13 protein-coding genes are annotated in these 13,120 nt (G+C 71.0%); 4 read left to right on the forward strand and 9 right to left on the reverse strand.

Annotated elements, in window-relative coordinates; genetic code table 11:
• Window positions 1-385 precede the first annotated feature (385 nt).
• Window positions 386-808, reverse strand: a complete 423-nt coding sequence (locus tag J5226_RS24095; protein WP_215837601.1) for a hypothetical protein — start codon at window positions 806-808, stop codon at window positions 386-388.
• Between the two features lie 400 nt (window positions 809-1,208).
• On the opposite strand from J5226_RS24095, the gene J5226_RS24100 reads away from it, so the two are divergent.
• Complete coding sequence (locus J5226_RS24100) at window positions 1,209-2,183, forward strand: hypothetical protein (RefSeq protein WP_215837603.1); 975 nt, start codon at window positions 1,209-1,211, stop codon at window positions 2,181-2,183.
• Between the two features lie 1,170 nt (window positions 2,184-3,353).
• Here J5226_RS24100 and gcvH read toward each other — a convergent pair.
• The 6 genes from gcvH to J5226_RS24130 form a co-directional block, all read right to left on the reverse strand.
• Complete coding sequence (gene gcvH, locus J5226_RS24105) at window positions 3,354-3,749, reverse strand: glycine cleavage system protein GcvH (RefSeq protein WP_215837605.1); 396 nt, start codon at window positions 3,747-3,749, stop codon at window positions 3,354-3,356.
• Between the two features lie 100 nt (window positions 3,750-3,849).
• On the reverse strand, window positions 3,850-4,479 hold the full coding sequence (locus J5226_RS24110) for a 2-hydroxychromene-2-carboxylate isomerase (RefSeq protein WP_215837607.1): 630 nt from the start codon (window positions 4,477-4,479) through the stop codon (window positions 3,850-3,852).
• Between the two features lie 245 nt (window positions 4,480-4,724).
• Window positions 4,725-5,846 (reverse strand): glycine cleavage system aminomethyltransferase GcvT, encoded by a 1,122-nt coding sequence (gcvT, locus tag J5226_RS24115; RefSeq protein ID WP_215837608.1) that lies wholly within the window; start codon window positions 5,844-5,846, stop codon window positions 4,725-4,727.
• Between the two features lie 270 nt (window positions 5,847-6,116).
• Complete coding sequence (locus tag J5226_RS24120; protein WP_215837611.1) at window positions 6,117-6,836, reverse strand: hypothetical protein; 720 nt, start codon at window positions 6,834-6,836, stop codon at window positions 6,117-6,119.
• A complete protein-coding gene (locus J5226_RS24125) occupies window positions 6,837-7,277 on the reverse strand; it encodes an NfeD family protein (protein WP_215837613.1) in 441 nt (146 codons plus the stop codon).
• Between the two features lies 1 nt (window position 7,278).
• Window positions 7,279-8,229: an SPFH domain-containing protein gene (locus J5226_RS24130; RefSeq protein ID WP_215837615.1), complete on the reverse strand. Its 951-nt coding sequence runs from the start codon at window positions 8,227-8,229 to the stop codon at window positions 7,279-7,281.
• A 107-nt stretch (window positions 8,230-8,336) separates the two neighbouring features.
• Between J5226_RS24130 and J5226_RS24135 the strand changes: the two genes are divergently transcribed.
• From J5226_RS24135 to J5226_RS24145, 3 genes are all read left to right on the forward strand, one after another.
• Entirely contained in the window at window positions 8,337-8,942 is a 606-nt protein-coding gene (locus J5226_RS24135) for an RNA polymerase sigma factor (protein WP_255322925.1), read from the forward strand.
• The gene (locus J5226_RS24140; RefSeq protein ID WP_215837619.1) at window positions 8,935-9,813 is read left to right on the forward strand and encodes a hypothetical protein; all 879 of its coding nucleotides are present in this window, start codon (window positions 8,935-8,937) and stop codon (window positions 9,811-9,813) included. The genes J5226_RS24135 and J5226_RS24140 overlap by 8 nt, the downstream gene beginning before the upstream one ends.
• 75 nt (window positions 9,814-9,888) lie before the next feature.
• On the forward strand, window positions 9,889-11,175 hold the full coding sequence (locus J5226_RS24145) for a PDZ domain-containing protein (protein ID WP_215837621.1): 1,287 nt from the start codon (window positions 9,889-9,891) through the stop codon (window positions 11,173-11,175).
• A 395-nt stretch (window positions 11,176-11,570) separates the two neighbouring features.
• On the opposite strand, the gene J5226_RS24150 is transcribed toward J5226_RS24145, so the two are convergent.
• Together J5226_RS24150 and J5226_RS24155 are read right to left on the reverse strand one after the other, a co-directional pair.
• Window positions 11,571-12,527, reverse strand: coding sequence for a DUF6607 family protein (locus tag J5226_RS24150; RefSeq protein ID WP_215837623.1), 957 nt, complete (start codon window positions 12,525-12,527; stop codon window positions 11,571-11,573).
• A 59-nt stretch (window positions 12,528-12,586) separates the two neighbouring features.
• Window positions 12,587-13,111: a Hemin transport protein gene (locus J5226_RS24155; RefSeq protein ID WP_215837625.1), complete on the reverse strand. Its 525-nt coding sequence runs from the start codon at window positions 13,109-13,111 to the stop codon at window positions 12,587-12,589.
• Window positions 13,112-13,120: the final 9 nt, after the last annotated feature.

Here is a 13,120-nt window from a genome sequence, read left to right on the forward strand (position 1 = left end):
GGAGATCAAGCGGACCCGCTAGCGCCGAGCGCGACGGTACGAACGCAGCGCGGAGCGGCAGCCCGCGAGTCGCGAGCGCGGGATGAGGACGACGCGAGCGGCAATCCGCGGTGAGCGCCGGATCGGAACGCTCGCCGGGCATCCGCCGTCGTGAAGCCGGCGCGGGGCCGACGAAGACCCGAAGCGAGGACGCGGCCGGAGCGAACACGGCATCGAGCGTCCTGTCGCCCCAACAGGCGCCACGCGAGGCAGCGGCGAGCCCGCACGAACGCGGCACGACGCCAGCCGACGGGGCGCGGCGAAAACCAAGACCCCCAATAAAAAACTCTCCCCCCGCCTGGGCTGCGGGGAGAGAGTCGGATTACGGCTTAATCGGGGCGCTGATTCAGATCAGCGGAGCCGGGGTCGCCGGCATGGCGGCGGCCTTCGGCTTGCGGGCGCGCTTGGCGGCCTTCTTCGGGGCCTTCTTCGCAGCCTTCTTAGCGGTCTTCTTGGCAGCCTTCTTGGCGGTCTTCTTGGTCGCCTTCTTCGCAGCCTTCTTAGCGGTCTTCTTGGCAGCCTTCTTAGCGGTCTTCTTGGTCGCCTTCTTAGCCGCCTTCTTAGCGGTCTTCTTGGTCGCCTTCTTGGCGGCCTTCTTGGCGGTCTTGCGGACGGCCTTCTTGGCGGCCTTCTTCACGGTCTTCTTGGCGGCCTTCTTGGCGGTCTTCTTGGTGGCCTTCTTGGCGACCTTCTTAGCGCCGGCCTTCTTGGCGACCTTCTTCGTCGCTTTCTTGGCGGCGGACTTCTTAGCGGCTTTCTTAACGGCCATGGGATGGCTCCTCGTCAGTAGTTGATCAGGGATGATCAGTGGTGGTGCGGTAAGCCCAGTTGTGAAGAACTCTGTGGTGGCAGAGCCGCGGGAGTCGGACCCGCGTGCAACCGCCGGCGCGCGAGGCGCGTCGGAACGGATCGGGGATCGCGTCCGGCCGTGGCGGCGACCGGACCGATGGCATGCCCGCCCAAGCGGCGGGCAGGGGCGGCCGCGCAACCGCGCGGCCAAACAAAAACCCGGGCCGCCGAACGCGTACCGGGTGCAGGGCAGGACGTCTTCGATGTCATCGGGTCTTTGGATGTCATCGGCGAAGAGAGCGGGGCCAACATTTCTGCAGAGGAAGCGAACCCGACGTCCACCGGTTTGATTGTCCGGGCGGAGGTTCGATTTGTGCTGCGTGTTGTCGCGCTGGCTGTTCTCACTCTCGTGGCAGGAAACGTCTGCTGGGCGAAACCTAATCACGCTTTTTGCCACTGTCAACAACCCCGGCGATTTTTTCTCCGCCCCGCCGACCCGACCGGCGCGGCCGGCGCGCGCTCGCGCGTCGTCGTCGAACGCGCGCGCATCGCGCGCATCGCGCGAACGAATTTCATCGACCTCGCTGAAACCCAAGCGTGGCGCGGGTTTCGGAGCGTTCGCGTTTTTTGTTTTCGCGCGACGCGATGCGCGCGCATGCGTTCGCGAACGCGACGAAGGCGTTGGCGACGAGCTGTACCGGAAGAAAAAATTCCTTTCCGCGGGCGCCTCCGATTTCGCGTCGCACAAGCCCGAATGCGCGAAAGTGCGCGAACTTTTTTCGGCCGCGACCGACCGTCGGTCGGTCGGTCGCGACCGCGCGCTGCGTTCGATGCGTCCGCCGCGGACGCGCGCGGCGGCGGCGAGCGACGACGTCGGCGAACGCGCGGCGCGGCGCGCGCGCGCCGGCGGCGAAGTCGGCGCGGCGGTTTCCTCGCCGCGTCGGCGTGCGCCGAACGCGTCGCGCCGGCATCGCGGCGTGCGGCCGAACGAGATGTCGCGAGCCTGTCGGAACGCGCGCGCGGCGACGCGCGGATGCGCGCGCGAAACGCTACGCGAAAGTGGCGCGCGCCTTTCTTCGCGCCGAACCGCGGCGGTGTTCCGCGCACCGCCGCGGTTCGGCGCGGGCGCGCGCATCGGGCGGCGGCGCGGACGCACGGCGGCAACGCGCGTGCCGGTCGACGCACCGGCGTGCACGGCGCGGCGGCCACCGCACCGACGACGCCCAAGCGACGGCGCGAACGTGGCCTCGCGAAAACGCGCAGGGCTTTTTCCCGAGCGAAAACGCTGCGCGTGCGAAAACGCCGGCGCGCCGCGCACTCGTTTCGGGTGCCCGCGCGGCGGGCTGCGAGCTTGAGCGAGGCGGCGCAAAACGTTCCTCGCCGACGCCGCTCCGACCTCTCCCGGCACGCGCGCCGATCGTCGCGACGAGCCGCGACGGCGTCCGCGAGCGACGCGCGCCGCCCTCGCGGCGATGTGCGCGTCGGCGTTACGGCCGCGTCAACAGCGCGCGTTGGAATGCCACCTCGTATTCGCATTCCGACCGCGCACGCCGATGCGTGCGGGTTCGCCGAGCGTCCCTCGCCGGGGACGATGAAGCGTTTTCAGAATCGGCGCGTCCGGCTCGGCGGCGAACCGAGCACGGTCGCGGCGAAGCGGCGCTCGCCGGGCACCGAGCATCGAGCGCAGACGGAACGCGACGACGAGGCGACCCGAACGGACGAGTCCTCGACCGTTGCGGTGGAGACGGCAGCGTCGGCGACGAGCTCCTCCCGCGGCGCCCGACTTCGCCGCTGCGCGAAGCGCGGGTTTCCGGCGAGGCCCGTTTGCGCGGCGTCCGAGTCGGCGGACCGAACCATCGGCGATCCGGCCCCGTCCGCTTCCGCGCGGACGACCTTCCCACGCGGTCCGGCTTCGCGGACGCGCGAAACGTCGATCGCGGACAAGGTTCGGCGCGAAATCGAGCGATCGGTTCGAGCGGACGCCAACGAACGTCGGGACCCGCGACAACGCATCGGCGCAACGCCCTGCCCGCCTTCGGGCACCGCTTCGCCGCCGCGCGGGACGACTCGCGGAAGGCGTTCGATCCCGGGTGCGATCCGCCTGAACCTCGACGCACCTCGCAGCCGCGAGCGCCGCGCCGGGAACGCGCGTTCGATCTTGGGTGCGGTCCGCCTCGACCTCGACGCGCCGCCGCAGGCGCGAGCGCCGCCCTGCAAACGCGCGTTCGATCTCCGGTGCGGTCCATCTCGACCTCGACGGCGCCCCGCAGGCGCGAGCTCCGCCCCGCGAACTCGCGTTCGATCTCCGGTGCGGTCCGTCTCGACCTCGACGCGCCCACAGGCGCGAACATCGCCCCGCGAACGCGCGACGGCGCGCTCGAGCGGCGCGGCGCCGGACCCACGCCCGGACGCCGGCCGAACCCCACCGCGCCAAACAAAACGGGGAGCCAGTCCCGAAGCCGCGTCGCGGTCCGGTCCTGCGCTCCCCGTGGGGCCGTGGCCGACGCGTCGGCCGCGGCGGACGATCAGTGGTCGTCGTCTTCCAGCAGCTCGGCGTAGTCGTCGGGCGAGAGCAGCTCGTTGAGCTGGTCGGGCTCGTCGATGGCGACGGTGTAGATCCAGCCTTCGCCGTACGCGTCTTCGTTGATGGTTTCCGGCTTGTCGGCCAGCGCGGTGTTGACCGCGGTGACGGTGCCCGAGACCGGCGCGTAGACGTCCGAAGCGGCCTTCACCGATTCGACCACGGCCGAGGCGTTGCCGGCTTCGACGCGGTCGCCGACGTTGGGCAGTTCGACGTAGACCAGATCGCCGAGCAGGCCCTGGGCGTGGTCGGAGATGCCGACGGTGACTTTGCCGTCGCCTTCGACGCGGGCCCACTCGTGGGACTTCATGAACTTCAGATCGCCGGGAATTTCACTCATGGCTGGGGCCTCGGACGTTGCGGGGAGACGCGGATATTGGCGCGTAGTTTAACGATGCCGGCGCGTCGTGGGAGGGGTTGACGACGACCGGCGCGAACGATCAGCCCGCGCCGGGAATCCGGAACGGTTCGCGGCCGCTGCGCAGCGCCGCGCCGAGCGCGCCGACGCGGTCCTGGCCCCAGAACGGTTCGCCGTTCAAGACATAGCCCGGCAGGCCGGGCAGGTCGCAGGCGATCGCCGCGGCGGTGTTGGCTTGGTAGGTGGCCTCGACCGCGGCGGTGCCGGCCGCGGCGAGGATCGCATCGGCATCGTGACCGCTGTCGCGCAACGCGCGCGCCAGCAGCGCGCGGTCGGCGATGTCCTCGTCCTGCGCCCAGATCGCGCGCAGCACCGCGTCCATGTACTGCGCCGGATCGCGGCCGGCCGCGCACAGCGCGATCGCGCAGCGGTCGGCCAGTCCCGGATCGACCGGGAAGTGCTTGGGCGTCAGATTCAGCGGCAGGCCGCGCTCGGCGCGCGCGCGCTGCAGTTCGATCAGGCGGTAGCGCTGGCGCGCGGGCGCGCGCTGGCCCAGCGGCAAGCCGCCGTTGGCCGAGAACAGCTCGAAGATGCGCACCGGCTTGTAGGCCAGCCGCGCGCCGGTCTCGCGCGCCAGTTCCAACAGCGGCGCGTGGCCGAGATAAACGTAGGGCGAGATCAAGCTGAAGTAGTAGTCGACGACGGCGCTCATGGCGGCAGCTCCATTCAGGTCGGCGGATCGAGGGCGCCGGTCGGCGGCGCGGATCGAGCGGGCGAGTTAGCGGAACGAATCTAAGCAACGGATCGGCGGGCGGATCGACGGCACGCGTCGGGCGACGAATCCGAGCGGCGGCTCGGACCCGCGGCGCTTGCGCAGCGCAGCGGATCCGAACGGCGCATCGCCGCGGCCTCCGGTCCGGCGATTGAGCCGGGCCGGCGCCGCCGCGGCGCGATCGCTCAGACCAGCACGCCGTCCTGCGCCTGACCTTCGCGCACGAACGGGAACTTGACCACGCGCACCGGCACTTCCTTGCCGCGGATGTCCACGCGCACGCCGCCGCCCGCGCCGAGCGCGATCTCGCCAGCGGGCACGCGGGCGAAGGCGATCGACTTGCCCAGGGTCGGCGAGAACGTGCCGGAGAGGATTTCGCCCTCGCCTTGCGCGGTCAGCACCTTCTGGCCGTGGCGCAGCACGCCCTTCTCGTCCATCACCAGCGCGATCATCTGGCGCGGCGCGCCGGCGGCCTTTTGCTGTTCGAGCTTGGCGCGGCCGATGAAGTCGCGGCCTTCGTCGAGCGCGACGGTCCAGGCCAGCGCGGCTTCATAAGGCGACACGGTCTCGTCCATGTCCTGGCCGTACAGATTCATGCCGGCTTCCAGGCGCAGCGTGTCGCGCGCGCCGAGGCCGGCCGGCTTCACGCCCGCGGCGAGCAGCGCGTCCCACAGCGCCACCGCGCGGTCCTCGGCGACCACGACTTCGAAGCCGTCTTCGCCGGTGTAGCCGGTGCGGGCCACGAACAGATCGATGCCGTCGGCGGTCTTGGCCTCGCCGGCGACGAACTTGCCGAGCTTGCCGATGCGCGCGCGGTCTTCTTCGCGCAGCAGGCCGATCAGCTTCTCGCGCGCGTTCGGGCCTTGCACGGCGATCATCGCCAGTTCCGGGCGCTCGGTGACGCCGACGCCGAAGGCCGCGGCTTGCTTCGCGATCCACGCCAGATCCTTCTCGCGGGTGGCGGCGTTGACCACCAAGCGGAAGTATTCCTCGTCGTGGAAATAGACGATCAGGTCGTCAATGACGCCGCCGTCTTCGTTGAGCATGCAGGTGTACAGCGCCTTGCCCGACTTCTGCAGCTTGTCGACCGAGTTGGCGACCAGGCGGCGCAGGAACTCGCGCACGCGCGCGCCGCGCAGGTCGACCACGGTCATGTGGCTGACGTCGAACATGCCGGCGTCGCGGCGCACCTGATGGTGTTCCTCGATCTGCGAGCCGTAGCTGATCGGCATGTCCCAGCCGCCGAAATCGACCATCTTGGCGCCGAGTGCGCGGTGGGCGTCGTTGAGGATCGTCTTCTGGCTCATGGGCGCTGCCTGCTCTGCTGGTGGGGGTGGGAGTCGGCGATTATCCCTCATGCGCGCGGCGCGCGGGTTTGCCGGATTTCGGTACCCCGGCGAATGGTGGGAGCGGTTTCAAACGCTTGGGGGTGGTCGTTTCGCGGCCGCGGCGGTTTTCGGCGTGACTGGATGACCCAAAAAACGTCGCGCCTGAAGGCCTCCCGCGCGGTGGCGCGAAGGCCTCAAGTCCGGTGTTTGTGCTCGGATGCGCGGAGACGGCGGCGAAGTCCGCCGACTTCACTCCCCGTCGGGACCTTCGTTGTAGCAAGTCACTTCGGTGGGTTTGATCCCGACGAACTTGCCTTTGCCCCGATCCAGCCGCACCGCCCAACGCACCGCGTCGAAGGTCTCGCGCGCCTCGGCGTTGTCGACCAGGGTGTCGATGATGGCGATCACGCCGGGGTCGCCGGCGCCGTCGAACAAGCAGGTCGAGATCGATACGCGCTCGCCGCGCTGCAGCTTGGGATAGGCGACCACGTCGGTGATCTTCCAGCGCGCCTCGTTGCCGGCGCGGCCGACCAGCTCGGCCGCGTACAGCAGTTGCGAGCGGTCTTCGCTGTCGTCGATGGTGCCGACGCTGCGCGCGCAGATCTGCTCGGCGCTGCGGCCGCTGCCGACGCAGCCGCCGGTGTTGGAGCGATAGCCGTCGGGATACGGCGGCACCACCCGGCCGATCCAGTCGCGCATCGCGGTCTTGCCGTCGTCGCGCACCGAGGGCGGGCGGCTGAGGATCGGCCCGTTCGGCGTCGCCGCGCCGGTCGGGGCCGGCGCGTTCTGCGCCGGCTTACCCGGCGCGCCGCTCTGCGCGAGCTTGCCCGCCGCTGCGGGATTCGGCGCCGGCGTGGTCGGCCCGGCCTGCGCGGCCAGACACAGCCCCAGCGCGCACGCGCCCAGCGCCGCCGACGCGCGCCGCCGCGCCGTCGCGCGCGACCACCGCTGGGCGCAGCGCGCGGCCACTCAGCCCGCCGCTTCCACGTGCAACAGCATCGCGTCCGCGCCGACTACGCGCACCAGCGCGCCGGCCGGCAGCTCGGGGCCGCTGACTTCCCAGAACGCATCGGCGATCTGCACCCGCCCGCGGCCTTGCGCGATGCCGCGTTCCAGCGGCACCACGCGTCCGATCAGTTGTTCGGCGCGGCGGTTCAGCAGCGGCCGGTCGCTGGCCGGTTCGCGCTTGCGGAACCAGGTGCGGTAGATCTGGATCGAGACGAAGCTCAGCACCACGAACGCCGCGACCTGCGCCAGCACGGTGGTGCCGGGCAACGCGAGCACCAGTACGAACACCGCGGCCGCGGCCAGACCGAGCCACAGCATGAACGCGCCCGGCGCCAGCGCTTCGGCCGCGAACAGCAGCAGCGCGATCGCGGCCCAGACGACGGTCGGCCCGTTCCAGTTCATGTCACGCCCCGCTGCGCGGCGGCCGCGCGGCATTGGACGGCTGCTGCGCCATCGCGTCCTTGGCCAGTTCGGCGATGCCGGCGAGCGAGCCGATCACGCCGGCCGACTCCATCGGCATCATCACGAACTTCTGGTTCGGCGCTTCGGCCAGCGATTTGAACGCCTCGATGTACTTCTGCGCGACGAAGTAATTGATCGCTTGCACGTTGCCGGCGGCGATCGCGTCGGACACCAGTTGGGTCGCCTTGGCCTCGGCTTCGGCCAGACGCTCGCGCGCCTCGGCTTCGCGGTAGGCGGCCTCGCGCTTGCCTTCGGCTTCCAGGATCGCGGCCTGCTTGTCGCCCTCGGCGCGCAGGATTTCCGACTGGCGATGGCCTTCGGCTTCCAGGATGTTGGCGCGCTTCTCGCGCTCGGCCTTCATCTGCCGGGCCATCGAATCGACCAGATCGCGCGGCGGCTGGATGTCCTTGAGTTCGATGCGGTTGACCTTCAGCCCCCACGGGTGGGTGGCCGCGTCGACCGCGTTGAGCACCTTGGTGTTGATCTCGTCGCGCTTGGACAGCGATTCGTCCAGGTCCATCGAACCGATCGCGGTGCGGATGTTGGTCATGACCAAGTTGAGGATCGCCACTTCCAGCTGAGCGACCTCGTACGCGGCCTTGGCCGCGTCCTGCACCTGGAAGAACACGATCCCGTCGACCTTGACCACCGCGTTGTCCTTGGTGATCACGTCCTGGCTGGGCACTTCCAGCACCTGTTCCATCATGTTGATCTTGCGGCCGACGCCGTAGATCACCGGGATCAGGAAATGCAGGCCGGGTTCCAGGGTGTGGGTGTAGCGGCCGAAGCGCTCGACCGTCCACTGGTAGCCCTGCGGGACCATGCGCACGGTCTTGAACAGCAGCACCACGCCGGCGAACACCACCACCATCGCGAGAAAACTGGCACCCATGACTACCCTCCTTAGTCCTTGTCTTATGGGCGCAGTATAGGCCCAGCCGCCGGCTGCGACCCTTCACGCCCCTGGCGCATCCTTGCCTGGGAATGCCGCCCGAACCCATGCCCCTGCCGCCGCCCTCGCCCGCCTCCGACCGGCCCGTGTCGAGCTTCGCCATCGACGTGCCCGAGTCGTTGCTGGCGCGCGCGCGCGCCGGCGAGGACGCGGCGTTCGAGCAGATCTACCGCTGGTTCGAGCGGCCGGTGTTCACCCTGGCGGTGCGCATCGCCGGCGACCGCGACGAGGCCACCGAAGTCCTGCAAGAGACCATGCTCAAGGTGCTCACGCGGATCGGCGACTTCCGCGGCCACCGCGACGGCAGCGGCACGCCGTTTTGGGGCTGGCTTCGCCAAATCGCGGTGAACGAGGCCCTGATGCGCCTGCGCAACCGGCGCCGCCACGAGCACGCCGACAGCGACGAGGAACATCTGGCCGACGACCGCATTCCGCCGCCGCCCGCCGCGGCCGACGCCGCCGCGCTCGGCCGCGCGCTGGCGCAACTGCCCGAGGCCACCCGCAGCGTGCTGTGGCTGTACCACGCCGAGGGCTACACCCACGAGGAGATCGCCGCGCTGATGCAGCGTTCGATCAGTTTTTCCAAATCGCAGCTTTCGCGCGGCAGCCGCCGCCTGCGTCAGTTGCTGGAACCGGAGCAGGCCCATGCCTGATCGTCCCCCGCTCTCTCCGGGCCTGCCGCCTTCCGGCAACGCCCCTGCCGCCTGGGCCGACGCGTTCGCCGCGTTGCCCGCCGAAACGCCGCCGGCCGACGGCTGGGCGCGCGTGGCCGCGCGCCTGCCCGAGCGGCGCGCGGCGGCCGAGTTCGTCGCGCCCAAGGCCGCCGCGCCGCGCGCGCCCGCGCGCTGGCGCTGGGCGATGGCGGCGATGCTGGCCGCGGCCCTGCCGCTGGGCGTGTGGCTGAGCCTGCGCGCGCCGCGGCCGGCGGCGGACGCGTTGCCGCCGGCGCCGTTGGCGCAAGAATCCGCTGCGCAGCGCGGGCCGCGGGTCGCCACCGTTCCGTCCTCCCAGGCCAACGAAGCCCCAGCCGCCGATGCCGGCGGCAAGCCGCGCACCGAGCGCGCCGCGCCGGACGCGGCCGCGCCGAACGCCGCCGACAACGAACGCCGCATCGCCCGCGCTGTGACCTCGCCCGCGCCCGAAGCCGCGCCCAAGGACCCGCCGCGCCGCCTCGACACCCGCGTCCTGCCCGCTGCGGCATCGAACGCCGCCGACGACACCCGCCTGACCGCGCAACTGCGCGATCTGCAAGCCGAGTCCGCGCAGTTGGAAGCCCTGGTCGCCGCCGCGCGCGACGATCGCGTCGCCAGCGCCAGCGCCGCGGTGATGAGCGCCGGCCTCGACCAGCGTCTGCGCCTGATCGACGCCGCGCTGATCGACGCCGCCCTGCCCGCCGACGCGCGCGTGGCGCTGTGGCGCGAACGCGTGGACTCGCTGCGCTCGCTGGCCGGGGTGGAAAGCACCCAGCGCTGGTACGCCGCGCGCGGCGAGCGCTACGACGGCGCGCTGGTGCGCGTCGACTGACCGGCCGAACCCGAATCCGACCGCTGACCGAACCGACTTACCGAACCGATGCAACGACGTTTCTTGGAGACCGCCATGTCCTCCCGTTACCTGCTTCCCGCCCTGCTCGCCGCCGCGATCGGCGGCGCGCTCGCGGTCCCCGCCGCGGCCGGTGCCGCGCCCATCGACGCCGCCCAGGCGCCGGCCGACGCGCCGCGCAAAAACCAGGTCTATTTCTTCAGCTACGACAGCGCCGGCGACCGCGCCCCGCGCCTGATCGCGCAAGTCCGACCAACCGTGCTGGAGATGCGCCGCGGCGCCTACCCGGCCGGCGCCGTGCCCGAGCCGCCGCCGTTCGGCCCGGTGCTGATCAGCGACGACCTGCGCGGCCCGCAACTCGGCGTGATCCTCGCCCCGGACGAGCGCAGCGGCGTGGCCATCCTCGCGGTCACGCCCGGCAGCGCCGCCGCGCGCGCGGGGCTGCGCAGCGGCGACCGTTTGCTCGCGGTCGGCGAGCGCACGCTCGGCGGCAAGAACGGCGAGGCGCGCTTGAACGAAGCGCGCGCCCTCATCGGCAAGCTCGAAGTCGGCAAGCCCGCGCGCATCCGTTACCAGCGCGAGCAGCGCGAGGCCACGGTCGAACTCGCGCCGCAGGTCGGCGAGCGGGTCATGGTCTATCGCAACCCCGACGGCACCGAGTACGTCACCAACGCCCAAGTGCGCACCATGCGCATCGCGCGGCCGGCGCCGGCCGGCGAAGTCGCGGTGGCGCCGGGCGTGCGCACCGAGATCTACCGCATCGGCCCGGACGTGGATTGCGGCGACAAGAGCAAGAAGCACCCGGCCTGCACCATGCCGCTGATCAGCGAGGCGCTGCGTTGGAACGGCCTCAATCTGGCCTCGGTCGACGCCAAGCTCGGCCGCTATTTCGGCGCCCGGCGCGGCGTGCTGGTGATCAGCGCGCCGGAAGGGCTCAAGGGATTGGAGGCGGGCGATGTGATCCAGAGCATCGACGGCCGCAACGTCGACACCCCGCGCGAAACCATGGAGGCCCTGCGCGACAAGCCCGCGGGCGGGCAAGTCGAGATTGGCTACCTGCGCGACCGCGGCGCCGCCAAGCTCAAGCTCACCGTGCCCAAGCAGATCGCCTGGGTCCCGCCGGCGCCTCCTGCGCCGCCCGCGCCGCCCGCGCCGCCTGCACCGCCGCCTCCGCCGCCGTCGCCTCCCGCACCGCCGATGCACGCGCCCGCTCCGCCGGCGCCGCCCACACCGCCTGCGCCGCCTCCGCCTGCGCCACCGAAAGGCAAGGTCGCGCTCGCACCGCCCGCGGCGCCCGCGCCCGTGCCGTTCGCCTATTCCGCGTCGAGTTATCGCATCGACTGAGCGGCGCGCGTTTCCCTAGTCGAGCCGGCGGCAGTACGCGCCGGCCCGTCTTTTATCCGACGCACGAAGTGCTCGTGTAGGAGCGGCGTGAGCCGCGACCGCGGAGTAGCCGGTCGCGTCGTAAGCGCGGTGTCGCGGTCGCGACTTGCGTCGCTCCTACAGGCAGATCGCGTGGCGGCGCTGACGCGGCTGGTTCGACCCGCGATGCACGAAGTTCCCCTGTAGGAGCGACGCGAGTCGCGACCGCGGAGTAGCCGGTCGCGTCGCCAGCCCGGTGGCGCGGTCGCGGCTCACGCCGCTCCTACAGGTAGATCGCGTGGCAGCGCGGGGCGCTGGAAAGAAGAAGGCCGGGCATGCGCCCGGCCTTCGTCGTTTCGGCATCGGTGCGGAGTCGCTTACTCCGCCGGCGCCGCGGTCACCCACTTGGCGAACACCGCATCGATGTCCTTGTCGGCCACCTTCTTGCCCGCTTCCAGCTTGCCGGCCTGCTCGAACAGCGGAACGATCATCGCCATCCCGTCGATCTTGGTCTTCAGCCGCACGCCCGGCGCCTGGCCCAGGTAGCGATCCCAACGCTCGCGCACCTTGCCCCAGAAGCCCTGCGTCGCCTTCCAATAGGCATAGGCCGGCTTGAAGTCCACGTCCTGGGTCTTGACGTAATCGTTGAAGCCGAACTCGCGCGCCAGTTGCTCCTGGCTGCCGTCGGGCTTGCGCAGCACCTTGGTGTTGAACTGCTCGTGGGTCCAGCCGTTCGGCGTCAGCGTGTGGCGGTTGATCGCGACGATGGCGTTGTAGTCGCTGCGCTTGGTGTACTCGCGCCGCGGCAGCGGGCGCCAGCTCGCATCGCTGGTCCAGGTGGCGGCGCCGGCCGCGTAATCCCAGCGCCCTGTGCCGCAGTAGCGCGGCGCGTCGCTGACCTCATACACGCACTGGGTCCAGGCGCCGCGGTTGAGTTCGGCCGGAATCTTGCGCACCTGCCAGGTCTGGTCGGCGCTGAACTCGAAGCGTTGCGGCGCCTCGAACGTCCAGTCCTGACGCCAGTGCTTGGTCACGTGGCCGCTCTTGCCGTCCACGAGGATGTGCTGCAGAACGATCTTAGTCGGCGTGTCCTCGACCACGATCACCGTCTCGTTGCCGCCGCTGCGCATCGCCGGCGCGCGCTCGTAGCCGGGCTTGAGCAGCACGGTTTCGTCGAAGGCGAAATCGACGATGTATTCGCCCTGCATCGCCAGGATCGAGGCGCGGTCGCGGGCCGGATCGACGGCGGACGGCGCGGCGGTTTGGGCCAGGGCGAACGGGCTGGAAAGCAAGCAGGTCGCCAGCACGCTGGCGCGGAAGTAGCGAAGGTTCATAAGGTCTCGATTGGCGGTTTAGCTGTAAACGAAAGAAAGAAGAGATAAGGAATCGGCGTTCAGCGCCGCGGCGGCGCCAGACAGCAGCAAGCGTCGGCGTCCTCGTCCAGGCGCACGCCCGCCGCGTCGGCGATGCGCCGCGCCTGCGCGCGTCCCAGCGACGACAACGCGGCCGCTTCGGCCAGCAGCACGCAATGGCCGGCCTCGTCGCGCAGCACGCTCAGGCGCAAGGCCTGCGCGCGCGAGCCGCCTCGCAGGCGGCGCCACCAGCGCGCGGCCGCGGCCCAGGCGCTCGCGCGCGAAGGCACGCAGGCGAGCGACGCCGCGGCATCGTCCCAGGCGAGAAAGTCGCTGTCGGCAAGCAGGTACAGACGCCAGCATTCGCGGCCGGCGGCGTCGCGGAACGACAGCGCCTCGTCGGCGCCGTCGCCCAAACGCCGCGCCTCGCGCGCCGCCCGCCAGCCTTCCAAGGCATCGCGCTGGCGGCGCGGCCGCAGGCACAGCACCGTCGCCACCGCCGCCAAACGCTCCGGCGCCGGCAACGCGCCGCGCGCGCCGCCGTGGCCGGGCAGCAAGGCGAACATCGACGACGG

The organism is Lysobacter sp. K5869 (genome assembly GCF_018847975.1).
In the GTDB taxonomy this organism is placed as follows: domain Bacteria; phylum Pseudomonadota; class Gammaproteobacteria; order Xanthomonadales; family Xanthomonadaceae; genus Lysobacter.